At 68.7% G+C, this 22,153-nt stretch carries 19 protein-coding genes; 7 read left to right on the forward strand and 12 right to left on the reverse strand.

The window, feature by feature from the left end; genetic code table 11:
* Positions 1–226: 226 nt before the first annotated feature.
* Positions 227–1,753, reverse strand: a complete 1,527-nt coding sequence (locus G3N96_RS22560) for an aldehyde dehydrogenase family protein (protein WP_206138512.1) — start codon at positions 1,751–1,753, stop codon at positions 227–229.
* Positions 1,754–1,880: 127 nt separating this feature from the next.
* Between G3N96_RS22560 and G3N96_RS22565 the strand changes: the two genes are divergently transcribed.
* Positions 1,881–2,504: a pyridoxamine 5'-phosphate oxidase family protein gene (locus tag G3N96_RS22565; RefSeq protein WP_346778906.1), complete on the forward strand. Its 624-nt coding sequence runs from the start codon at positions 1,881–1,883 to the stop codon at positions 2,502–2,504.
* A gap of 99 nt (positions 2,505–2,603) precedes the next feature.
* Here the strand turns inward: G3N96_RS22565 and G3N96_RS22570 are convergent, their stop codons facing one another.
* Entirely contained in the window at positions 2,604–4,217 is a 1,614-nt protein-coding gene (locus G3N96_RS22570; RefSeq protein ID WP_206138513.1) for an MFS transporter, read from the reverse strand.
* A 154-nt stretch (positions 4,218–4,371) separates the two neighbouring features.
* Between G3N96_RS22570 and G3N96_RS22575 the strand changes: the two genes are divergently transcribed.
* Positions 4,372–5,256, forward strand: coding sequence for a LysR family transcriptional regulator (locus tag G3N96_RS22575; RefSeq protein ID WP_124582252.1), 885 nt, complete (start codon positions 4,372–4,374; stop codon positions 5,254–5,256).
* Between the two features lie 51 nt (positions 5,257–5,307).
* Here the strand turns inward: G3N96_RS22575 and eutC are convergent, their stop codons facing one another.
* The 4 genes from eutC to G3N96_RS22595 form a co-directional block, all read right to left on the reverse strand.
* On the reverse strand, positions 5,308–6,102 hold the full coding sequence (gene eutC, locus G3N96_RS22580) for an ethanolamine ammonia-lyase subunit EutC (protein WP_124582250.1): 795 nt from the start codon (positions 6,100–6,102) through the stop codon (positions 5,308–5,310).
* Positions 6,099–7,496 (reverse strand): ethanolamine ammonia-lyase subunit EutB, encoded by a 1,398-nt coding sequence (locus G3N96_RS22585; protein ID WP_206138514.1) that lies wholly within the window; start codon positions 7,494–7,496, stop codon positions 6,099–6,101. The genes eutC and G3N96_RS22585 overlap by 4 nt, the downstream gene beginning before the upstream one ends.
* Before the next feature lie 89 nt (positions 7,497–7,585).
* Positions 7,586–8,998: an ethanolamine permease gene (gene eat / locus G3N96_RS22590; protein WP_206138515.1), complete on the reverse strand. Its 1,413-nt coding sequence runs from the start codon at positions 8,996–8,998 to the stop codon at positions 7,586–7,588.
* 324 nt (positions 8,999–9,322) lie between these two features.
* On the reverse strand, positions 9,323–10,786 hold the full coding sequence (locus G3N96_RS22595) for a mechanosensitive ion channel (protein ID WP_124582244.1): 1,464 nt from the start codon (positions 10,784–10,786) through the stop codon (positions 9,323–9,325).
* 276 nt (positions 10,787–11,062) lie between these two features.
* Between G3N96_RS22595 and G3N96_RS22600 the strand changes: the two genes are divergently transcribed.
* Positions 11,063–11,941, forward strand: coding sequence for an AraC family transcriptional regulator (locus tag G3N96_RS22600; RefSeq protein WP_124582242.1), 879 nt, complete (start codon positions 11,063–11,065; stop codon positions 11,939–11,941).
* 85 nt (positions 11,942–12,026) lie between these two features.
* Here the strand turns inward: G3N96_RS22600 and G3N96_RS22605 are convergent, their stop codons facing one another.
* Positions 12,027–12,395 carry a zinc ribbon domain-containing protein gene (locus G3N96_RS22605; RefSeq protein ID WP_206138516.1) on the reverse strand — a complete coding sequence of 123 codons (369 nt, stop codon included), beginning with the start codon at positions 12,393–12,395 and terminating at the stop codon, positions 12,027–12,029.
* 10 nt (positions 12,396–12,405) lie between these two features.
* Complete coding sequence (locus G3N96_RS22610) at positions 12,406–14,514, reverse strand: heavy metal translocating P-type ATPase (RefSeq protein ID WP_241022777.1); 2,109 nt, start codon at positions 14,512–14,514, stop codon at positions 12,406–12,408.
* A gap of 27 nt (positions 14,515–14,541) precedes the next feature.
* Here G3N96_RS22610 and G3N96_RS39320 point away from each other — a divergent pair, with 27 nt between their 5' ends.
* From G3N96_RS39320 to G3N96_RS22620, 3 genes are all read left to right on the forward strand, one after another.
* Positions 14,542–15,084 (forward strand): hypothetical protein, encoded by a 543-nt coding sequence (locus tag G3N96_RS39320; RefSeq protein ID WP_346778905.1) that lies wholly within the window; start codon positions 14,542–14,544, stop codon positions 15,082–15,084.
* 60 nt (positions 15,085–15,144) lie between these two features.
* On the forward strand, positions 15,145–15,576 hold the full coding sequence (gene cadR, locus G3N96_RS22615; RefSeq protein ID WP_011350541.1) for a Cd(II)/Pb(II)-responsive transcriptional regulator: 432 nt from the start codon (positions 15,145–15,147) through the stop codon (positions 15,574–15,576).
* Between the two features lie 68 nt (positions 15,577–15,644).
* Positions 15,645–16,217, forward strand: a complete 573-nt coding sequence (locus G3N96_RS22620) for a PadR family transcriptional regulator (RefSeq protein ID WP_206138518.1) — start codon at positions 15,645–15,647, stop codon at positions 16,215–16,217.
* Between the two features lie 45 nt (positions 16,218–16,262).
* On the opposite strand, the gene G3N96_RS22625 is transcribed toward G3N96_RS22620, so the two are convergent.
* The 4 genes from G3N96_RS22625 to G3N96_RS22640 all read right to left on the reverse strand — a co-directional run bounded on the left by G3N96_RS22625 (position 16,263) and on the right by G3N96_RS22640 (position 20,583).
* A complete protein-coding gene (locus G3N96_RS22625; RefSeq protein WP_206138519.1) occupies positions 16,263–17,693 on the reverse strand; it encodes an FAD-binding oxidoreductase in 1,431 nt (476 codons plus the stop codon).
* Between the two features lie 12 nt (positions 17,694–17,705).
* A complete protein-coding gene (locus G3N96_RS22630) occupies positions 17,706–18,494 on the reverse strand; it encodes an ABC transporter substrate-binding protein (RefSeq protein ID WP_089438933.1) in 789 nt (262 codons plus the stop codon).
* A 55-nt stretch (positions 18,495–18,549) separates the two neighbouring features.
* Complete coding sequence (locus G3N96_RS22635) at positions 18,550–19,704, reverse strand: pyridoxal phosphate-dependent aminotransferase (RefSeq protein ID WP_124582230.1); 1,155 nt, start codon at positions 19,702–19,704, stop codon at positions 18,550–18,552.
* A gap of 210 nt (positions 19,705–19,914) precedes the next feature.
* Positions 19,915–20,583 carry a TetR/AcrR family transcriptional regulator gene (locus tag G3N96_RS22640; protein WP_206138520.1) on the reverse strand — a complete coding sequence of 223 codons (669 nt, stop codon included), beginning with the start codon at positions 20,581–20,583 and terminating at the stop codon, positions 19,915–19,917.
* 121 nt (positions 20,584–20,704) lie between these two features.
* On the opposite strand from G3N96_RS22640, the gene G3N96_RS22645 reads away from it, so the two are divergent.
* Positions 20,705–22,153: acyl-CoA dehydrogenase family protein (locus G3N96_RS22645; RefSeq protein ID WP_206138521.1), on the forward strand; the 1,449-nt coding region annotated here is incomplete at its 3' end.

The following is a 22,153-nucleotide window of genomic DNA, read 5'->3' on the forward strand; positions in this document are numbered from 1 at the left end:
CGGTACCCGGTTGCGAATGCGAATGGGCTAAAACGGTCAATCTCCGGATCGCCGGTCGGTCGCGCGGCACGCATCCGCGCACCGGTCGTCGGCCAGGCTGCCACCGTCGCCCGGCGCAACACGCGTTCGACGACCCTCCGGTATCCGAAGCTTCGCCGCTCGAGACGGCGCCCCGACCGGCCGACGCATACCGCGCCGCCGACCGGCCAGGACGCCCGCGCACGGATCAGAAGAACCCGAGCGCCTCGGCCTGGTAGCTCACCAGCAGGCACTTCGTCTGCTGGTAGTTCGACAGCGCCATCTTGTGCGTCTCGCGGCCGATCCCCGACTGCTTGTAGCCACCGAACGCCGCATGCGCGGGATACAGGTGGTAGCAGTTGGTCCACACGCGGCCGGCTTCGACCTCGCGGCCCATCCGGTACGCACGCGTGCCGTTACGCGTCCACACGCCCGCGCCGAGGCCATAGAACGTGTCGTTCGCGAGCTCGATCGCGTCCTGCTCGTCCTTGAACGTCATCACCGACGCGACCGGCCCGAAGATCTCTTCCTGGAACACGCGCATCTTGTTGTTGCCGAGCAGCATCGTCGGCTTCACGTAGTAGCCCGTGCCGAGTTCCGCCGCCGGCGCCGTGCGCTCGCCGCCGGTCAGGCATTGCGCGCCTTCGCCGCGGCCGATGTCGATGTACGACAGGATCTTGTCGAGCTGCTGCTGCGAAGCCTGCGCGCCGATCATCGTCTGCAGGTCGAGCGGATGGCCGGCCTTGATGCGCTCGACCCGCGCGACCGCCTTCTCGATGAACCTCTCGTAGATCGATTCCTGGATCAGGATCCGCGACGGGCACGTGCACACTTCGCCCTGGTTCAGCGCGAACATCGCGAGCCCTTCGAGCGCCTTGTCGAGGAACGCGTCGTCCTGGTCGAGCACGTCGGCGAAGAAGATGTTCGGGCTCTTGCCGCCCAGTTCGACCGTCGACGGGATCAGGCTGTCGGCCGCGGCGCGCAGGATGTGCTTGCCGACCGGCGTCGAGCCCGTGAACGCGATCTTCGCGATGCGCTTGCTGGTCGCGAGCGCTTCGCCCGCTTCCTTGCCGAAGCCGTTCACGATGTTGATCGTGCCGGCCGGGAACAGGTCGCCGATCAGTTCCATCAGCACCAGCACCGACGCGGGCGTCTGCTCGGCCGGCTTCATCACCACGCAGCAGCCGGCCGCGAGCGCCGGCGCGAGCTTCCACGCGGCCATCAGCAGCGGGAAGTTCCACGGGATGATCTGGCCGACGACGCCGAGCGGCTCGTGGAAGTGGTACGCGACGGTGTTGTCGTCGATTTCGGAGATACCGCCTTCCTGCGCGCGGATGCAGCCCGCGAAATAGCGGAAGTGGTCGATCGCGAGCGGCAGGTCGGCCGCCATCGTCTCGCGCAGCGGCTTGCCGTTGTCGATCGTCTCGGCCACGGCCAGCAGCTTCAGGTTCTTTTCCATTCGGTCGGCGGCGGCGAGCAGCAGGTTCGCGCGCTCGGCGACCGACGTCTTGCCCCACTTGCGGCGTGCGGCGTGCGCGGCGTCGAGGGCGAGCTCGATGTCGTCGGCGCCCGAGCGCGGGATGCGACAGAACGGCTGGCCGTTGATCGGCGACACGTTCTCGAAGTACTCACCTTTCACCGGCGGAACCCACTTGCCGCCGATGTAGTTGTCGTATTGCTGACGGTACGGGTATTCGACGTCGAGGCCCAGTTGCTTCAGGTCAAACGGGTTCATACATGTCTCCTGTTCATCGTGCTTGTGTGAGTACAGCGCCGGTTGGAATTGCGCTGCCCTCGCTTACGCAACATGCGTGCCAAACAGGACGGAAGCACGGCAACCACGGCCGGCCCGCATGCGCACCGTGCCGTGTTCACCGACGCAGCATGGCGGGTGTGCCGATTCGGAACAGCCTGGTTGCGCAGCGCGCCGGGACGGTGTTCGAAATCTCCACAGTGCGCGGGCGCCTCTACGCGCCGAGGCAGGCCGTGCCGCGTGGCATGTCGCTTGCGTGCGCCCTGCGCATTCCCACGCAACGGCATGTGCGCCGACCGACACCATGGACGACCGCGGCCCCCTGACCGACGACGCCATCGCGTTCATCCGCGAGCAGGCGTTCCTGATCGTCGCGACCGCCGACGCGGCCGGCAACAGCGACTGCTCGTACCGCGGCCGCCAGCCACGCGCGGACGGCTCGTTCGAGCCGCTCGTCGACCTGCCCGACCGCCGCACGCTCGTGCTGCCCGACTTCGCGGGCAACAACCTGTTCAACACGATCGGCAACCTGCTGGTGAATCCGGCCATCGCGCTGCTGTTCGTCGACTTCGTGCGGCAGACGACCTGGCTCGTGCAGGGTCGCGCGACCATCGACGAGGAGGCGGGAAGCCGTGCGCATCTGTGGCCCGATGCGCGGCGCTATGTGGTGGTTGAAGTGGCGCATGCGCAGGCACGGGCGAATGCGACGCTGCCGCCGCTGGTGCTGGCTTGAGGGGCAAGGCGGATCGTCCGCGTGCGAATGCGGCGATGACGAACCCGGACGACGCGCCGGCCGCCGTGGCCGAAGCGCCCGTGCGCGACGACGCGAGGCTCAACGCGCGTGCGTCTCCGCACCAGCCGGTTCGATCCGGTTGCGCATCGGCACGTCGGCATGCGCGTGCTCGTCGGTGTCGTCATCCGTTTCAGTCACCGCCTGTCGCCCGCCCAGAAACGCGAACACCACCCCCGCACACAGCACCGTCACGACCGCCAGCCCGATCAACAACCGATCGAACGCATGCGTGTAACTCGCGAGCAGCGCGGCGTGCCCGACACCCGGCAACGCAGCCGCAGCACCCGCGAGATCACCGGTTGCGAGCCGCGCCGCCGCACGCAGCGTCGCGTCGGGCGTGCCGGCGGCATCCGCCGCCTGCGTCAGCCCCGTCCGCGCCAGCCCAGCCAGCACCGCACCCACGATCGCGAGCGCGATCCCTTCGCCGGCCACGCGCGTCGTGCTGAAGATTCCCGTCGCCATCCCCGCGCGCTCCTTCGGCACGACGCTCACCGACAGCCCGTCCATCAGCCCCCACGGCATCCCGGCGCCGACGCCGATCGTCACCATCGGCGCGATCGCCGCGGCCCCCGCGCCGCCGCGCAGCGCAATGCCCAGCCACACGAGCCCGGCTGCCGCGATCAGGAGCCCGAACCCCGAGATCATGCCGGCCGACAGCCAGCGCGTGAGCGTCGCCGCGATGAGCGGCACGATCAGCATCGGCGCGGAAATCGCGAGCATCAGCCAGCCGGCGTCGATCTCGCTGAAGCCGTCGATGCCGATGAAGCGCAGCGGCAGCACGACGAGCAGCACGATATAGCAGCAGCAGGTCGACACCGGCAGCACCTGCACGCCGACGAAGCGCGCGATCCGGAACAGCGACAGGTCGAGCATCGGTCGCGCGACGCGCGTCTCGATCGCGACGAACGCCCACGCGCCGAGCGCCGCGCCTGCCAGCAGCGCGATCACCAGCGGGCTCGTCCAGCCGCGCGCGGGCGCCTCGATCACGCCGAACGTGAACAGCGTCAGCGCGGTGGTGAACGCGGCCGTGCCGGGCCAGTCGAGCCCCGTCGCATGCGGGTCGCGCGACTCGTGCATGCGCGGCAGCCCGACTACGAGCGACAGCCCGCCGGCCACCGCGCTCGTCACGAAGATCGCGCGCCAGCCGTGATGCCCGATCAGCGCGCCGGCCAGCACCGGCCCGAACGCGAGCCCAACGCCGAAGGTCGTGCCGAGCAGGCTGAATGCCCGCGTGCGCGCCGCACCGTCGAATTCCTGCGCGAGCGCGGCCGTGCCGCCCGCAAGCGCCGCGGCCGCCGCGAGCCCTTGTGCGGCGCGCAGCAGGTCGACCGCGAGCATCGACGGCGCGAACGCGAGCGCGACTGACATCAGCGTGAAGCCGCCGACACCGATCGCGAACAGGCGCTTGCGGCCGAACTGGTCGGCCAGCGCGCCGGCCGCCATCAGGAAACTGCCGAACGCGAGCATGAACGCGTTGGTGATCCAGTTCATCGCGACCGTCCCGCCGTGCAGGTCGCGGCCGATCGCGGGCGTCGCGACGGCGCCGCCCGAAAACGACAGCGGCAGCGCGACGGCGGCCAGGCAGACGGCGGCCAGCACCCATGCGCGCCGACGTGCCGACGGGTCCGAAGCGGCCGAAAAAGGGTGATCCATCATCGCTCCTCGAAAAGCCGGCGCGGATGCGCCGTCAGAGCGACAGAAGATAAATCCGATTCAATCCGCGAAAAACCACGCAAAGCTCCGCATATAACGGACTAAAATTCCGTAATTCACTCGGCCACGTGCGTCGACGCACACCTTCGATTCGATGGACAACCTGACCGGCATCGTCGCCTTCGTCCGCACCGCGGAAGCCTTGAGCTTCGTCGCGGCCGGCCGCGCGCTCGGCATCTCGGCGTCGGCGGTCGGCAAGACGATCGCGAAACTCGAGCAGTCGCTCGGCGTGCGGCTGTTCAACCGCACGACGCGGCGCGTCACGCTCACCGAAGAGGGGCGGCACTTCTACGAACGCTGCCAGCGGATCCTCGAGGATTTCCGCGACGCGGAAGCGACCGTGACGGCCTCCGCGCAGCGCCCGCGCGGCAGGCTGCGCGTGAGCCTGCCCGTGATCGGCTACCGGTTCCTGCTGCCGGTCCTGCCCGAATTCCGGCAGCGCTATCCGGACGTCGAGCTCGATCTCGATTTCAACGACCGGATGGTGGACGTCGTCGAAGGCGGCTTCGACGCGGTGATCCGCAGCGGCCCGCTGTCGGATTCGAGCCTGATGTCGCGGCGGCTCGGCCCGTTCGCGTTCGTGCTGTGCGCGACGCCCGCGTATCTCGCGCAGGCCGGCACGCCGCGCACGCCGCGCGATCTCGAAGCGCACGAATGCGTGCGCTACTGCTTCCCGACCACCGGCAAGCTGCAGGACTGGGCGCTCGCGGCCGACGACGGCACGCCGCTGAAGCTGCGCACCGCGCTGACCTGCAACAACATGGAAGCACTGCGCGGCACCGTGCTCGCGGGGCTCGGCATCGGCTACATGCCCGACTTCCTCGCGCGCGACGCGCTGGAGCAGGGCACGCTCGTCACCGTGCTCGACGACTACCGGATCGCGCCGGGGCAATTCTCGATCGTGTGGCCGTCGAGCCGGCAGTTGTCGCCGAAGCTGCGCGTGTTCGTCGATTTTCTGTGCGAGCGGTTGTTCAGGTAGCCGCACGAACGGCTCGAACCCCGTCACGCGGCAGCCCGCGCATGGCCCTTGTCAATCCGCCCCGATCCGCTCCGCCTCCGCCTGCGGCAGCAACGCATCGCTGTCGTCCTTCAGCCCGACGCCCGTCAGCCCGAGCCGTCGCGCGTGCGTCATCAGGTAATGCAGCTTGTGCGCGGCCCCCGCGTACGACAGCCCTTCGGGCCGCACGTTCGAGATGCAGTTGCGCAATGCGTCGTGGCAGCCGACCTTCGGCGCCCAGGTCAGGTACACGCCAAGGCTGTCCGGCGAGCTGAGCCCCGGCCGTTCGCCGATCAGCATCGCGACGACCTTCGCACGCAGCAACTCGCCGATCTCGTCGCCGAGCGCGACGCGCGCCTGCGTCGCGACCACCACCGGGCCGATCCGCCAGCCGTCCGCATCGAGCCGCGGCCGCACGGCTTGCAGCAACGGCAGCGCCTGTTTCGCGGCCGCGAACGCCGACAACCCGTCGCCGACCACGAACACGACGTCGGGCGCATCATCGAGCGCCGCGCCGTAGCCGGCAAGCAGGCCGCGGCTGTCGTCCGACAGCTTGCGGCCGAGATCGGGCCGGCGCAGATAGTGGTCGCGGTCCGGCGCGGCGCTCTGCACACCGAGCGTCGGCAGCAGGCCGGCCGCCTCGATCTCCCGCCGCAGCGCGCCCACGTCGAGCGGCTGGTGCACCGCGTCGCGCGCCTGCGCATGCGACAGGTTGAACGCGAGCAGCGGCGCCGTCGGCAGGCTGTTGCCCGCGCGGCCGAGCGCGATCCGCGCGTTGGTGAACGACTTCAGCTGCGCCCACGGGTTCTTTTCGACGGCGTCGCTCATGCCGAAATCCCCATCCAGTCGTTCGCGCCCGCGAGCAGCGGCGCGCGCGACGTCGCGGCGCGCAACGCGCCGTGCGCGTCGGCGATCTCCATCGTCTCCAGCCACTCCTCGAATTCCGGCGCGCGGCGCAGGCCGAGCACCTCCCGCACGTACAGCTGGTCGTGGAACGACGTGCTCTGGTAGTTCAGCATCACGTCGTCCGCGCCCGGAATCCCCATGATGAAGTTGATGCCGGCCGCACCGAGCAGCGTCAGCAGCGTGTCCATGTCGTCCTGGTCGGCTTCCGCGTGATTCGTGTAGCAGATGTCGCAGCCCATCGGCACGCCGAGCAGCTTCCCGCAGAAGTGATCCTCGAGCCCCGCGCGGATGATCTGCTTGCCGTCGTACAGATATTCCGGCCCGATGAAGCCGACCACCGTGTTCACGAGAAACGGGTCGAACTTGCGCGCCACCGCATACGCGCGCACTTCGCAGGTCTGCTGGTCGACGCCGAAGTGCGCGTTCGCCGACAGCGCGCTGCCTTGCCCCGTCTCGAAGTACATCAGGTTGTTGCCGACCGTGCCGCGCTTGAGCGACAACGCGGCCTCGCGCGCCTCGCCGAGCAGCGCGAGCGAGATGCCGAAGCTCGCGTTCGCCTTCTCGGTGCCCGCGATCGACTGGAACACGAGATCGACCGGCGCCCCCTTCTCGACCGCCGCGATCGTGTTGGTCACGTGCGTGAGCACGCACGACTGCGTCGGCACGCCGTAGCGCTCACGGAAGCCGTCGATCATCGCGAGCAGCTTCACGATCGCCGCGAGGCTGTCGGTGGCCGGGTTGATGCCGATCATCGCGTCGCCGCAGCCGTACATCAGCCCGTCGAGCATCGACGCGGCGATACCCTTCACGTCGTCGGTCGGGTGGTTCGGCTGCAGCCGCACCGACATCCGGCCCGGCAGCCCGACCGTGTTGCGAAAGCGCGTGACGACGCGGCGCTTCCTCGCCGCCGCGATCAGGTCCTGGTTGCGCATCAGCTTCGACACGGCCGCGACCATCTCGGGCGTGAGCCCCGGCGCGATCCGTTCGAGCGCCGCGCCGTCAGCGGCCGGCGACAGCAGCCAGTTGCGGAAATCGCCGACGGTGAGGTGCGAGATTTCCGCGAAGGCAGCCGCATCGTGATCGTCGACGATGAGGCGCGTGACCTCGTCGTCTTCATACGGGATCACCGCTTCGTTCAGGAACGCCTTCAGCGGCACGCCCGCGAGCGCGATCTTCGCGGCGACGCGCTCCTCCTCGCTCGCCGCCGCGACACCGGCGAGCTGGTCGCCGGAACGCAGCGGGCTCGCCTTCGCGAGCAGCGTCTTCAGGTCCGCGAAACGGTACGTGCGCGGACCGATCGTCTCCGTATAGGACATCTGCGAATCTCCTTGCCTAAAGCCGACGGCGCGCCCGTTCGACGGGGCGCGCCGGATGCCGTCAGGAACGGCCGTTCACCTGCACCTGCTCACTCCTCCAGCAGCACGTCGCCCGGCGCACTCGCACGCTGCGAACGCGTCGCGAGGAAGTACGCGTAGCCGAACGCGAGGAAGCCGAGGAACACCAGCGCGACCAGCCCGTTGAAGTAAATCATCGTGCCGAGGCAGACGAACGCGGCCAGGATCGCGAACGCGGGGAACATCGGGTACAGCGGCGCGCGGAACGGCCGCGCCATGTTCGGCTGCGAGCGGCGCAGCTTGAACAGCGACGCCATGCTCACGATATACATCACGATCGCACCGAATACCGACATCGTCACGATATTCGCGGTCAGCGTCTGCCCGCCGAACTGGATCAGCTCGTCGCTGTAGATCGCCGCGATCCCGACCACGCCGCCCGCGAGGATCGCGCGATGGGGCGTCTTGAAGCGCGGATGCACCTTCCCGAGCCATTCGGGCAGGTAGCCTTCGCGGGCCAGCGCGAAGATCTGGCGCGAATAGCCGAGGATGATCCCGTGGAACGACGCGACCAGCCCGAACAATCCCAGCCACACGAGCATGTGCATCCAGCCGCTGTTCGCGCCGACGATGTACTTCATTGCCTGCGGCAGCGGATCGTTGATGTTCGCGAGCTTGGTCCAGTCGCCCGCGCCGCCGGCGAATACCATCACGCCGATCGCCAGTGCAACGAGGGTCAGGATCCCGGCCACGTACGCGATCGGGATCGAGCGCTTCGGGTTCTTCGCTTCCTCGGCGGCCATCGCGACGCCTTCGATCGCGAGGAAGAACCAGATCGCGAACGGGATCGCCGCGAACATCCCGTGGAACGCGCCCACGCTGAAATGATCGGCGCCCGACCAGCCGCCCTTCATGAAGTTGCTCCACGCGAAGCCCGGCGACACGACGCCCATGAACACCAGCAGCTCGAAGATCGCGAGCAGCGTGACGACCAGCTCGAAGGTCGCCGCGATCTGCACGCCGACGATGTTTAGCGCCATGAACACGAGATACGCGCCCATCGCCGCATGCTTGGGCTCGAGGCCGGGGAACTGCACGTGCAGGTACGCGCCGATCGCGAGCGCGATCGCGGGCGGCGCAAACACGAACTCGACGAGTGTCGCCGCACCGGCGAGATAGCCGCCGGTCGGGCCGAACGCCCGGCGCGCATACGCGAACGGGCCGCCCGCATGCGGGATCGACGTCGTCAGCTCGGTGAAACTGAAAATGAAGGTGGTGTACATCGCCGCGACGAACAACGCGGTGACGACGAAGCCCAGCGTGCCGGCGCTCGCCCAGCCGTAGCTCCAGCCGAAGTACTCGCCGGAAATCACGAGGCCGACCGCGATGCCCCACAGTTGCCAGGTCCCGAGCGTCTGCTGCAGCGCGGGCTGGCCGGACGACTTGGCGCCGGCGGCGCGCCGGCCATTCGACTCTGCTTTCATCGGACTCTCTCCTCAAAGGCGCCATGCCTGCCGGCCTGCGCGACTGAGAATCGATGCTAGAGAGTCATTAAACGACGTGTTATCGAAATTCGGCAAAGATCGCGGCTGACATTTCGCTTGCAGAAATGCCGACACGGAACGGCTGACGAAGCCGACACGCCGCAGGCGGCACAGCGGCAGCCTCCGCCGAACGCCGACAGCCGGACGCTGGCGGCGCCGCACGAGCGGACGCTGTCGCGTGCCGTTCCCGCCCATCCGGATACATACGAGGCGGCAACGCCGTCCGGCCATGCAGCGCGGCCGGACGGATGCGCGACGGTGGCGTTACTGGCCGCCGCCGCGCTGGTTGAACCAGCGGTCGAGCAGCTTGCCGGCCGCTTCGCGGCCGCCGAGGCCGAACGACAGCGCCACCGCCACCGCGATCGCGCCGAGCACGAGGCCAAAGGCGAGCTGGACGATCTCGTTCGCGATGCCCATCGCGCGCAGCCCCATCGCGAACACGAGGCCCAGGATCGCGAATTGCGCGATGCGCGCGAACAGCACGCTGTGCTCGCGGTCGGCCTGCTCGATCACGCGGCGCGCGAGACCCGCGAGCCACACGCCGATCACGAGGATCACGCCGCCCATCAGCACGTGGCCGCCGAATTCGATGAACAGCGTGACGACGTCGCGCACCTGCGAGAAGCCGAGCCGGTTCGCGGCTTCGACCGACGCGAACAGCATCGCGAAGAACACGATCAGCCGCGCGACCAGCACCGACGGCTGCAGGATCCCCGAGAACACGCGCTCGACGCCGAGCACGGCCGGCAGCCCGTCGGCGCCCGCGGCTTCCAGCAGCTTCTGCGCGAGCGACGCGACGAAGCGCGCGAAGTAGAACGTCACCAGCACGATCACGATCGCCGCGACGATGTCCGGCACCGCGCCGAGGAACTGGTTCAGCATGTTGGTGGCCGGCACCGAGATCGCGTCGATCTTCAGCGCGTCGAGCGCGGAGATCAGCGTCGGCACGAACACGAACACGTAGACGATCGTGCCGACCAGGCTCGACACGCGCACGGGCGTCGGGCTGTCGAGACGCTGCGTGAGGCGGTCGGCGCCGGCGGCGACGAGCAGGTTCGTCACGAGGCCGCGCAGCACGCGCGCGACGATCCAGCCGACGATGCCGATCACCGCGGCCGCGAAAATGTTCGGCACGATCGCGAGCAGCTTGTCGACCATCCCCTGCACCGGCGACAGCAACCCGGACAGCGCGAACGATCCGAGGATCGCCGGCAGGAACATCAGGATCACGAGCCAGAACAGCACGTCGCCGAGATAGCCGGTCATCGGCTGCATGCCGGCGCCTTCGGACAGCTTGTCGTCGATCTTGCTCGCCTTCAGCGCGCGGTTCGCGAGGCTGCGCAGCAGCGACGCGATGAGCCACGCGATCAGCGTCAGCGCCGCGCCGCCGATCAGGTTCGGCAGGTAGTTGACGATGTGGGTGACGAGCAGCGAGAACGGGTTGGACACCGCGTACAGGTTGAGCACGTTGAAGATGCCCACCGCGGTGACGAGCAGCACGAGCCAGAACAGGCCGCCCGCGATGACGCGCTCGACGCAGGCGCCCTGGCCGGTGCTTTCGTTGATCCGCTGATCGACCTTCAGCGCGCTCAACAGGCGCATCGCGCCGGCCCGCACCACGACGGCGATCAGCCAGCCGATCACCAGGATGCCGATCGCGCCGGCGATCTTTGGCAGATACCCCCCTAGCGTGGTCTGCAGCGACGTGATGAAGCTGGAAGCATCCATTTCTTCTTCTCCCGAAAACGTGGTGTTGCGATTGAACATCGACGAACTACCTGCGTACTTCGAAAAGCGTGCTGCCCCGACGGAGCAACTTACCCGAGAAAAATGACGCGATCACCCGATTTCACCGTCTTTAACTTTAGTTCTAGATCTGGGAGGGGCAAGACCCCATTTCGTCGAAATAAATAGGGTGCGATTCGTCGGCCTCCTACGCATTTCCGCAAGATTTATCAAATCCGGCCGTGCTACCGTGACGTCGGTTCCCGCCCGGATACGCCGATGACCGTCGAAACGAAACCCGACCCGCCCGCCTGGCTTCGCTACGCAGCCAGCGTGGCGCGCGTCCACGCGTACATTCATGCGCATCTCGACGGCCCGCTCGACCTGAACCGGCTTGCCGAAGTCGCGTGCCTGTCGCCGTATCACTGGCAGCGCGTCTATCGCGCGCTGTACGGCGAGTCGATCGTGCTGACGGTGCGGCGGATGCGGATCGTGCGCGCGTCCGAGGATCTCGTGTGCACGGTGCGGCCGATCGACGAAATCGCACGGCGCGCGGGCTACGGTTCGACGCATGCGTTCGCGCGGGCGTTTCGCGACGCCTACGGCGTGCCGCCCGTGCAGCACCGGCGCACCGGCAGCCACCGCCCCATCTATCCGTTACAGCGAGGAGAAGGAGACATGTTCAAGCATGAAGTCGAGATCCGGCGGCTGCCGGAATTGCACGGCTATGCGGTGGCGCACACCGGGTCGTACCTGAAGGTCGGCGACGCGTTCGCCCGGATCGGTGCGTGGGCCGGTCCGCGCGGGCTGATCGGCCCGGGCGCGAGGATGATCGGGATTTTTTACGACGATCCGGACACGACGCCCGAGGCACAGTTGCGCGCGAAAGCGTGCTTCATGCCGGCCGACGGCGCTCCTGACATCGAACCCGCTGCGCCGGTGGAGCGCGCGACGGTCGCGGGCGGCGAATATGCGGTGCTGCTGCATACGGGGCCGTATGCGGACCTGAAGACGGCCTACCAGTGGCTCTACGGCGACTGGCTGCGCCACTCGGGCCGCGAAGCCGCCGACGCGCCGCCGTTCGAGCTGTACCTCAATACGCCGATGGATGCCGCGCCGGCCGACCTGCGCACCGAGATCTACCTGCCGCTGCGCTGATCGGAAGGCGTGCGCGGCGGCCCTGAAACGAAGCGCGCCGGCCGGCGTTCACACGCCGCCGGCGCGAAGGCGCGGACCAACCGGCTTACGCGGCCTGCGTCCCGCACCCGGGGCAAAACCGCGCGTCGTCCGCCAGCGCCGAGTGGCAGCGGCTGCAGGACTTGCCGCGTTGAGCGGCACCGCACTGCGCGCAGAAGCGCGCATCCGTCGCATTGAGTGCGCCGCAGCCCGCACAGGCAAGCTGGCTCAGCGGCACGTTGCCGCCGGCCTGCCCGCTGCGGCTATCGGCCGGCGCCTGCCAGCCCCAGCCGTAGCGATCGCGACCGCGCGCATCGTGGCCGCCATGCCCGTCTTGGCGCTGCCCGCCGTGATGCCCGCCACCGTGTCCGCTGTTGCCGTGCCCGCTGCCATGGCCACCGCCGTGGCCGCCCAGGATTCGTTTCAGAAAGCTCATCGCCCGCTCCTCAACGCTTGGCCTGCGCACCGCCGAACGCCCCCGAGGACGACAGCAGCCGCAAACCGTTGGCCACGACGATCAGGCTGGCGCCCGCGTCGGCGAAGACCGCCATCCACATCGTGCCGAGCCCCGCGACCGTGAGGCCGAGGAACACGATCTTCACGCCGAGCGCGAAGCCGATGTTCTGCACCAGGACGCGATGCGTCGCACGCGACAGCCGCACGAACGCGGGGATCTTGCGCAGGTCGTCGTCCATCAGCGCGACGTCGGCCGTCTCGATCGCCGTGTCGGTGCCCATCGCACCCATCGCGAAGCCGATGTCGGCGCGCGCGAGCGCCGGTGCGTCGTTGATCCCGTCGCCGACCATCCCGACCGCGCCCGCGCCGCCGGCCGACAGTTCCTCGACTGCCGCGAGCTTGTCTTCCGGCAACTGGTTGCCACGTGCGTCGTCGATGCCGGCCTGCTGCGCGATCGCCTGCGCGGTATGCGGGTTGTCGCCGGTCAGCATCGCGGTGCGGATGCCGAGCGCATGCAGATCGGCGATCGCGTCGCGGCTCGTGTCCTTGATCGTGTCGGCCACGGCGAAGATGCCGAGCACGCGTGCTTCGTCGACCAGCACCACGACGCTCTTGCCCTGCCGCTCGAGCGCGTCGAGCTTCGCTTCGAGGGCCGTCGAGCAGCGCTCGAGTTCCTCGACGAGCCGGTGGTTGCCGAGCCAGTAGCGCGTGCCGTCGATCGTGCCCTGCACGCCGCGCCCGACGATCGCTTCGAAGTCCTGCACATCGGCGAATGCCGTCGTGCCGGCATCGCGGGCAGCCGTGGCGATCGCCTGCGACACCGGGTGATCGGAGCGCGCCGCGAGGCTCGCGCCGAGGTGCCGCACGCGTGCCTCGTCGGCGTCGGTCGCGTGCAGGTCGAAGTCGGTCTGCACCGGCTTGCCGTGCGTGATCGTGCCGGTCTTGTCGAGCGCGAGCCACGCGAGCTTGCGTCCTTCCTCCAGGTACACGCCGCCCTTCACGAGAATCCCGCGTCGTGCGGCTGCCGCGAGCCCCGACACGATCGTCACCGGCGTCGAGATCACCAGCGCGCACGGGCACGCGATCACGAGCAGCACCAGCGCACGGTAGATCCAGTCGTGCCATGCACCGCCCATCACGAGCGGCGGCGCCACCGCGACCAGCAGCGCGACCGCGAACACGATCGGCGTGTAGACACGTGCGAACTGGTCGACGAAGCGCTGCGTCGGCGCCTTCGCGCCTTGGGCTTCCTCAACCGCGTGGATGATCCGCGCCAGCGTCGAGTTCGCCGCGACGGCCGTCACGCGATAGTCGAACGAACCCGATTCGTTGATCGTGCCCGCGTACACGGCGTCGCCGGTCGTCTTTTCGACGGGCAGGCTCTCGCCGGTGATCGGCGCCTGGTTCACCGTCGAGCGGCCCGCGACGACTTCACCGTCCAGCCCGATCCGCTCGCCCGGCTTCACACGTACGACCGCACCGAGCGCCACCTGCGCGGCCTCGATCGTGCGCCACGCCCCGTCGGCGTCCTGCACGGTCGCGGTGTCCGGCGCGAGCTGCATCAGGCCCCGGATCGCGTTGCGCGCACGGTCGAGCGACTTCGCTTCGATCAGCTCGGCGATCGTGAAGAGCACCATCACCATCGCGGCTTCCGGCCACTGGCCGATCGCCATCGCACCCGTCACCGCGATACTCATCAGCGCGTTGATGTTCAGGTTGCCGTTGCGGATCGCGATCCAGCCCTTCTTGTACGTGGTGAGCCCGCACGCAAGCACCGCCGCGAGCGCGAGCGCCGCCGCGAGCCACACGGGCAGGCCGGCCCAGGTCGCGCCTTCGGACGCGATCGCGGCGACACCGGCGAGCGCCAGCGGCCACCACGGCTTCGGGGGCGCGTCGGCGACACGCGCGGCCGGTACGCCGGGCGCTGCCGCCTCGGGCGTCATCCCGAGCGAGCGGATCGCGCTTTCGATCGCCGGCTGGGCGTCCGGCACGTGCTCGACCGTCAGCATCCGCTGCATCAGGTTGAATTCGAGCGCCGACACTTCGCTCATGCCGCCGAGCTTCTTGCGGATCAGCGTTTCCTCGGTCGGGCAGTCCATCTGCATGATCCGGAATGCGGAGCGCACGTGGCCCGACGCGGTCGCCTGCGCAACCGGCAGCGGCGCGAGCGTCAGCGCGGCAGGCGCGCAGCAGTCGCCGGCCGCGTGGTCGTGGTCGTGGTCGTGGTCGTGGTCGTGGTCGTGGTCGTGGTCGTGGTCGTGGTCGTGGTCGTGGTCGGCATGGTCGTGCGCGGCGCTGCCGTGTGCACAGGCGGCGCCATGGACATGACCGTCGCCATGCTCGTGCGCAGGGTCATGACCGTGATCGTGGTCGTGTTCCTTGCCGCTGCCGTGGCTGCAACCGGCGCCGTGGGCGTGGCCCTCTTCACCACCGGCGTGCGCGTGATCATGTTGATGATCGTGATCGTGGCTGTGGGCCTGCGACTGCGCGCCGCGCGCTGCGGCGGCCTTGCCATGCGCGTGCTCGCCGGCCACCGGCGCCGCATCGGCGACGGTGGCCGTATCCGTATCGTGCGCGTCGGCGCAGCACGGAGCGGCGCCGCCGGCATGACGGTGTCGTGGGTCGTGGGTACGCTGGGCGTCGGTCATGACAACCTCCTCAATGGCTAACGGTGTAGAGTTAACACCCTGAAGCCACTACAAGGTCAACCCTTACACGGGAGAAAGGTCATGAAGATCGGCGAACTGGCCAAAGCGGCCCGATGCACACCCGAGACGATCCGTTTCTACGAGAAAGAGGGTCTGATGCCGGATGCGGAGCGCACCGATTCGAACTACCGCAACTACACCGACGTGCACGTCGAGCGGCTGCGCTTCATCCGCAACTGCCGTGCGCTCGACATGGCGCACGACGAAATCCGCGCGCTGCTGCAGCTCACCGACACGCCGGCCGATCCCTGCGATTCGATCAATTCGCTGCTCGACGAGCACATCGGGCACGTCGATGCGCGCCTCGCGGAACTCACGCATCTGCGCGACCAGCTCACCGAATTGCGCCGCCAGTGCGTCGGCGAGCATTCGGTCGAGGATTGCGGCATCGTGCACGGTCTCGCGACGATGGAAACCGTCGCCCCGGCCGCGAAGCGCTCGCACCTCGGCTGAAACCCTTGTGAAATATGATAGTCTGATTGAGAATAGTTATATCATTACTAGATATTGAATAACTATTCATGCCTATCAGCCGCCCGTCCCCGCTCGCACTGGCCGTCCTCGCGACGCTCACCGAAACGCCGATGCATCCCTACGGGATGCTGCAGCAGCTGAAGGCGCGCGGGTACGACGAAGTCGTCAACGTGCGCCAGCGCACCAGCCTCTACCAGACGATCGACCGGCTGCTGCGCGACGGGATGATCGCCGTGCACGACACCGAGCGCGACGGCGCGTTTCCGGAGCGCACGCTGTATGCGCTGACCGAGGCCGGGCATACGGCGGGGCAGACATGGCTGCATGCGCTGCTCGCGGAGCCCGCGCGTGAATTCCCGGCGTTCGGCGCCGGTCTCGCGTTCCTGCCGCTGCTCGACGCCGAAGATGCACGCCACCAGCTCGAACTTCGGATCGCCCGGCTCGACGCGGAGCGCGAACGCCTCGAAACGCTGCGCGCCACCGCGCAGGCCGACCAGGTGCCGCGCCTGTTCCTGCTGCAGAACGAGCATGCGCTCGTTCTGCTCAATGCCGAACTCGACTGGGCGCGCAGCGTCGTCGAGCACCTGAAGATCGGTGCGCTGCGCTGGGTGGACGGCTGACGCGTCACGCAGGCCGGCTCCTGCCGGCAACGTGCGTCACCCCGATCAAAGCACCTTGCCGGGATTCAGGATGCCGAGCGGATCCAGCGCGGCCTTCAGGCGCCGCATCAATCCGATTTCCGCGTCGCTGCGCGTATGCGCGAGATAGGGCCGCTTGAGCACGCCGATCCCGTGCTCGGCCGACACCGAGCCGCCCATGTCACGCACCACCGCGTACACGCCGTGATCGAGCGCATCGAGGTCCGCGTCGGTCATCCCGGCCAGCGACACGCCGATATGCACGTTGCCGTCGCCGACATGGCCGAAGAACAGGCACGTGACGTCCGGCCAGCGCGCCCGCAATGCCGCCTCGCAACGCTCGGCGAACGCGCCGAGTTCGCCCGTCGGCAGGCTCACGTCGAAGTTGACGAGCTGCGGCAGCGCGTCGATCGCGAGGCCTTCGCGCAGTGTCCACAGGTCGCGCGCCTGCCGCTCCGACGTCGCCAGCACCGCATCCTCCATGAGCCCTGCGTCGAACCCCGCCGCGAGACCGGCTTCCAGCGCCTGGTGCGCATCGCCGCCCGGCGCGCTCGTCGCGCATTCGATCAGGATCGCGAAGCCATCGTCGCCGACGAACGGCGCAGAAACGCCCGGCGTATGGCGTGCAACGTAGTCGTAGAACGCCGGCCACATCGCCTCGAAACTGACGACCTCCGGCAACATGCGCACGCGGTTCCACAGCGCGACCACCGCGCCGTAGTCGCGCACGCGGCAAAGCGCCGTGGCCGGCGCGGCCAGCAGCGGATGCAGCCGCAGCACCGCGCGCGTGACGACGCCGAGCGTCCCTTCGCTGCCGATGAACAGCTGCTTGAGGTCGTAGCCCGCGTTGTTCTTCAGCATCCGGTTCATCGACGACACGACCGTGCCGTCCGCGAGCACCGCCTCGAGCCCGAGCACCTGCTCGCGCATCATCCCGTAGCGGATCGCGCGCGTGCCGCCCGCATTGGTCGCGAGCATACCGCCGATCTGGCATGAGCCGCGCGCGCCGAGATCGACGCCGAACGTGAAACCCGCCGCTTCCGCGGCTTCCTGCACCGTCTGCAACGGCGTTCCGACACGTACCGTCATCGTGCCGGCCGCCGCGTCGAGCGCCTCGATGCCCGCGAAGCGCTCCATCGACAGCACCACCTCGCCGCCGAGCGCGACCGCGCCGCGCGCGAGTCCAGTCAAACCGCCCTGCGGCACGACCGGCTGGCCGAGCCGCGCACACAGCGCGAGCGTGCGCGACACGTCGTCGACACTGCGCGGTCGCACCAGCGCGCGCGGCCGCACGCCGGCCGGCTCGTTGTACGCGGTGAAGTAACGCGGATCGATATCCACCGAGCGCGTCACGAGCGCATCGCCCAGTTCGGAGACGAGCACGGCTTCGACCGCGTCACCCGACAACGATGCGCTGCCCTGTTCGCCACCCGCGGCGGCCGTGTTCCGGTTCTGCATCGCGCGGCCCGCTTACTTCGCCGAGATGTCGATATCGCCGAAATACTTCAGGCCGAGCGACTTCACCGTGCCGTCCGCCTTCAGCTTGTCGATCGCCGCGTCGAGCTTCGCCTTCAGCGCGCTGTCGCCTTTACGCAGCCCGAATGCGATGCCGTTGCCGAGAATCTTGTCGTCGCGCACGGGCTGGCCGACGAACGAGAAGCCCTTGCCGTCCGGACGCGACAGGAAGCCGCGCTGGCCGGACGGTGCGAGCACGAGCGTCGCGTCGAGACGGCCGGCCACGAGGTCCGCGTACGCCTGGTTCTGGTCCTGGTACGCGACGACCGCGACGCCCGCCGGCTCCCAGTGCGCCTTCGCGAAGGTTTCCTGGATCGATGCCTGCAGCACGCCGACGCGCTTGCCCTTCAGCGATTCCGGCGTCGGCAGCAGGCCGCTGCCGGTGCGTGCGATCAGCTGGGTCGGCACGCGATAGATGATCGTCGTGAAGTCGATCGCCTGGCGCCGCTGCTCGGTCGCGTTCATCGCCGAGTTGATCGCGTCGAACTTGCGGCCCTGCAGTGCGGGAATCAGGCCGTCGAACGACGTCTCGACCCATTTGCACGACAGCTTCGCCGTCTGGCAGACGGCATTGCCGACGTCGATGTCGAAGCCCTGCAGGTCGCCGTTCGGCGCTTTCGATTCGAACGGCGGATATTGCGCTTCGAGGCCGAAGCGCAGCGTCGGCGCGTCGGCGAGCGCCGCGCCCGAGCCGATGGCGCACGCGAGTGCGAACGCGAGTTTCAGGGTGGCCGTGTGCTTCATCGTGATCTCCTGTGTCTGTCGGTGCGACGTCCCGTCGCCGGTTGACGTACGGGCTTTACAGCGAACGCAGTCGCCGCGCGCCTTCGACCAGCGTCGCGTCGTCCTTCGAAAAACTGAGCCGGATCACGCCGGCGTCGGTGCCGTCGGTATAGAACGCCGACAGCGGAATCGTCGCGACGCGCGCATCGCGGATCAGGCGCAGCACGAAATCGCTGTCGCTTTCGTCCGAGAAGTGCCGGAAGCGCGCGAGCATGAAGAATGAGCCTTCACTCGGCAGCAGCTCGAAACGCGAATCGGCCAGCTCGCGCGCGAGCAGGTCGCGCTTGGCCTGGTAGAACGCCGACAGGCCGAGATAGCTGTCCGGCCGCGCGAGGATCTCCGCGAACGCGACCTGCATCGGCGTGTCGGCCGCGAACACCATGAACTGATGCACCTTGCGGATCTCGTCCATCAGCTCGGCCGGCGCGAGGCAATAGCCGACCCGCCAGCCCGTCACATGGAACGACTTGCCGAACGACGACACGATCACGCTGCGCTCGGCCAGCTCGCGATGGCGCGCCATGCTCTGGTGCTGCGCGCCGTCGAACACGACGTGCTCGTAGACCTCGTCGGACAGGATTACGATGCCGGTATCGCGCGTGAGCTGCGCGAGCCGTTCGAGATCGTCGGCCGAGAACACGGTCGCGGTCGGGTTGTGCGGCGTGTTGACGATGATCATCCGCGTGCGCGGGTTGATCGCCGCGGCGACTTCGTCCCAGTTCACGCGGAAATGCTCGGGCGACAGCTTGATCGCCACCGGCGTCGCGCCCTGCAGCCGCACGATCGGCGCATAGCTGTCGAACGACGGCTCGAAGTAGATCACCTCGTCGCCCGGATGCACGAGCGCGCTGATCGCCGCGTAGAGCCCTTCGCTCGCGCTGGCGATCACCGTGATCTCGGTAGCTGGGTCGTAGTGCGTGCCGTACAGCGCCTCGGTCTTTTCGGCGAGCCGCTCGCGCAGCGCCATGACGCCGGCCATCGGCGCGTACTGGTTGTGCCCGTCGCGCATCGCGCGCGCGACGCCTTCGACGAGCGCCGGATCGGGCGCGAAATTCGGCGCGCCCTGCGACAGGTTCAACGCATCGTGCCGGGCAGCCAGTTGGCCGATCACCGTGAAGATCGTCGTCCCGACGTCGGGCAGTTTCGAACGGGGCGCGGTGGCGCTTCGCATGACTCCTCCTTCTGATGTCCTTCGGGCGGCCGCGCGCGACACGCACGGCCTGCATCCGTCGCACGATTTAGCCCGAGCCAATATCGGTGGACAATCGAAAGTTCGTCATGGCGGCCATGCATTTTTCTCATGGTCCGTGGGGAGGGGTACGCAGCGGCAAGGCTAGCCTGTCGGGGCGACATGCGAATCAGGCATTTCCCCTAGGGTCGGTTACCGGCCAGCGGCCGCCAGATAGGCGAGCAGCACGGCCCGCAGTTCGTCGCGCAGCGCGGCGATGTCGAACGCGGGCCCGAGCGTCAGCAACGCCTGCGAAAGCCCGCCGTAGCAGATCGTGTGCGCCATCCGCGCGAGCCCGTCGAGCCGCGCGGCCGGCGGCGGATCGGCCGCGTGTGCGAGCGCGTCGCGCCACAGCGCGACGTACGCGTCGTAATGCCGGCGGTAGGCGGTGAGCGGCGACACCTGCCGTTCCAGCGCGAACAGCGCGCCCCACAGCGCCGCGTCGGCGCCGATCGCGTCGACCTGCAGGTCGACGAGCGCGGCGGCCAGGTCGGCCCGCGGCGCGCCGTGCAGTCGCGCGATGGCGTCGCGCAGCCGGTCGGCCATCGCCTGTACGTGCCGGTGGATACAGAGCGCCGCGAGGCTTTGCTTGTCGCCGAAGTATTCGTAGAAAGTACCGATGCTCACGCCCGCGACCGCCGCGATCTCGCGGGTCGTCGCCTTCGCGTAGCCGCGTTCGAGCAAAAGCTGAACGAACGCCTGCTGCAGCGCGTCGGAACTCGCCTGCGCGCGCGACTGGCGCGGCCGGCGACGCAAGGCGGGCGCGGGTTGCGCCGCCGGCTGGCCGGGCGGCGCCGGAACCTGAACATGTCGCTGCGGCATATTTGCTACTCTGGAAATCAGCAGGAAATGCGTTTTACCGGGGGCCGGAACCGGCGCCGAAGCGTCACCCGTGCGGCATGACGCCGGCCGCCCGCGCAGCATGAGACCGGAGACCACCTCGATGACCGAATCGACTCACGCCGTCACGAACCAGTTCGACGAACTGGTCGACTATAACCTCTTCGCGACGGACCTCGCGCTGCGCGACGCGCTCACCCGCGCGGGCGCCGACTGGGCCGCGCCGCAGCTCGATGCCTACGGCGCGCGGCTCGGCAGCGCCGACACCGCGCGGCTCGCCGACGAAGCGAACCGCCACCTACCGGAACTGCACACCTTCGACCGGCGCGGCCGGCGCATCGACCGCGTCGACTTCCACCCGGCGTGGCACACGCTGCTCGGCCAATACCGCCGCGAAGGCTTCGTGTCGCTCGCGTTCCGCGACACGCGCCGCGGGCGCTGGGCGGCGACCGCGGCCGGCTTCTACCTGCATGGCCAGATCGAGGCCGGCACGCTGTGCCCGGCGACGATGACGCAGGCCGCGATCCCCGTGCTGCAGAAGGAGCCCGCGCTGTGGGGCCTGCTGCGCGACAAGCTCTACAGCAACGACTACGATCCGCGCGACGTGCCGGTCGCCGACAAGCGCTCGATCTGGTTCGGCATGGGCATGACCGAGAAACAGGGCGGCTCCGACGTGCGCGCAAATACGACACTCGCGACCGCCGTCGGCGCGGGTGGACGCGGCGGCGAATACCGGCTGCGCGGCCACAAGTGGTTTTTCTCCGCACCGATGTGCGACGCGCACCTCGTCGTCGCGCGCACCGAAGCCGGCAGCCCGTCGTGCTTCTACGTGCCGCGCTGGCGGCCGGACGGTACGAAGAACGCGGTCGAGATCCAGCGGCTGAAGGACAAGGTCGGCAACCGCAGCAACTCGAGCAGCGAGATCGAGCTGAACGACGCATGGGGCATCATGCTCGGCGACGAAGGCCGCGGCATTCCGACCATCATCGAGATGGCCACCACCACGCGGCTGAACTGCGTGCTCGGCAGCGCGGCGATGCTGCGTCAGGGCGTCGTGCAGGCGATCGCGTACACGCGCCAGCGCCATGCGTTCGGCCGCGCGCTCGCCGAGCAGCCGCTGATGCGTACCGTGCTCGCCGATCTCGCGCTCGAAAGCGAAGCCGCGCTGTCGCTGTCGATGCGTCTCGCCGATGCGTTCGAGCGCGACGACTCGCCACGCGAACGCGCATGGAAGCGCATCGTCACGCCCGCCGCGAAATTCTGGGTGTGCAAGCGCGCGGTCGAGCTGACCGGCGAGGTGATGGAAGTGTTCGGCGGCAACGGCTATGTCGACGACGGCCCGATCGCGCGGCTGTTCCGCGAGGCGCCCGTCAACTCGATCTGGGAAGGCTCGGGCAACGTGATGTGCCTCGACGAGCTGCGCGCGATATCGCGCGAGCCCGACGCGGCCGCCGCGCTGTTCGACGAACTCGCCGACCTCGGCGCGGGCGAACCGCGCATCCGCGCGGCGCTCGATGCGCTGCGCGCGATGCTCGCGGCGCCGGCCGACACG

Origin of the sequence: Burkholderia sp. Se-20373, assembly GCF_017104705.1 — a bacterium.
Lineage (GTDB): Bacteria > Pseudomonadota > Gammaproteobacteria > Burkholderiales > Burkholderiaceae > Burkholderia.

Coding starts and splice junctions, on each gene's coding strand:
- G3N96_RS22560 (WP_206138512.1), bottom strand. CDS start 1,753: ATGAACCCGTTTGACCTGAAGCAACTGGGCCTCGACGTCGAATACCCG.
- G3N96_RS22570 (WP_206138513.1), bottom strand. CDS start 4,217: ATGGATCACCCTTTTTCGGCCGCTTCGGACCCGTCGGCACGTCGGCGC.
- G3N96_RS22575 (WP_124582252.1), top strand. CDS start 4,372: ATGGACAACCTGACCGGCATCGTCGCCTTCGTCCGCACCGCGGAAGCC.
- eutC (WP_124582250.1), bottom strand. CDS start 6,102: ATGAGCGACGCCGTCGAAAAGAACCCGTGGGCGCAGCTGAAGTCGTTC.
- G3N96_RS22585 (WP_206138514.1), bottom strand. CDS start 7,496: ATGTCCTATACGGAGACGATCGGTCCGCGCACGTACCGTTTCGCGGAC.
- eat (WP_206138515.1), bottom strand. CDS start 8,998: ATGAAAGCAGAGTCGAATGGCCGGCGCGCCGCCGGCGCCAAGTCGTCC.
- G3N96_RS22595 (WP_124582244.1), bottom strand. CDS start 10,786: ATGGATGCTTCCAGCTTCATCACGTCGCTGCAGACCACGCTAGGGGGG.
- G3N96_RS22600 (WP_124582242.1), top strand. CDS start 11,063: ATGACCGTCGAAACGAAACCCGACCCGCCCGCCTGGCTTCGCTACGCA.
- G3N96_RS22605 (WP_206138516.1), bottom strand. CDS start 12,395: ATGAGCTTTCTGAAACGAATCCTGGGCGGCCACGGCGGTGGCCATGGC.
- G3N96_RS22610 (WP_241022777.1), bottom strand. CDS start 14,514: ATGGACTGCCCGACCGAGGAAACGCTGATCCGCAAGAAGCTCGGCGGC.
- cadR (WP_011350541.1), top strand. CDS start 15,145: ATGAAGATCGGCGAACTGGCCAAAGCGGCCCGATGCACACCCGAGACG.
- G3N96_RS22620 (WP_206138518.1), top strand. CDS start 15,645: ATGCCTATCAGCCGCCCGTCCCCGCTCGCACTGGCCGTCCTCGCGACG.
- G3N96_RS22625 (WP_206138519.1), bottom strand. CDS start 17,693: ATGCAGAACCGGAACACGGCCGCCGCGGGTGGCGAACAGGGCAGCGCA.
- G3N96_RS22630 (WP_089438933.1), bottom strand. CDS start 18,494: ATGAAGCACACGGCCACCCTGAAACTCGCGTTCGCACTCGCGTGCGCC.
- G3N96_RS22635 (WP_124582230.1), bottom strand. CDS start 19,704: ATGCGAAGCGCCACCGCGCCCCGTTCGAAACTGCCCGACGTCGGGACG.
- G3N96_RS22640 (WP_206138520.1), bottom strand. CDS start 20,583: ATGCCGCAGCGACATGTTCAGGTTCCGGCGCCGCCCGGCCAGCCGGCG.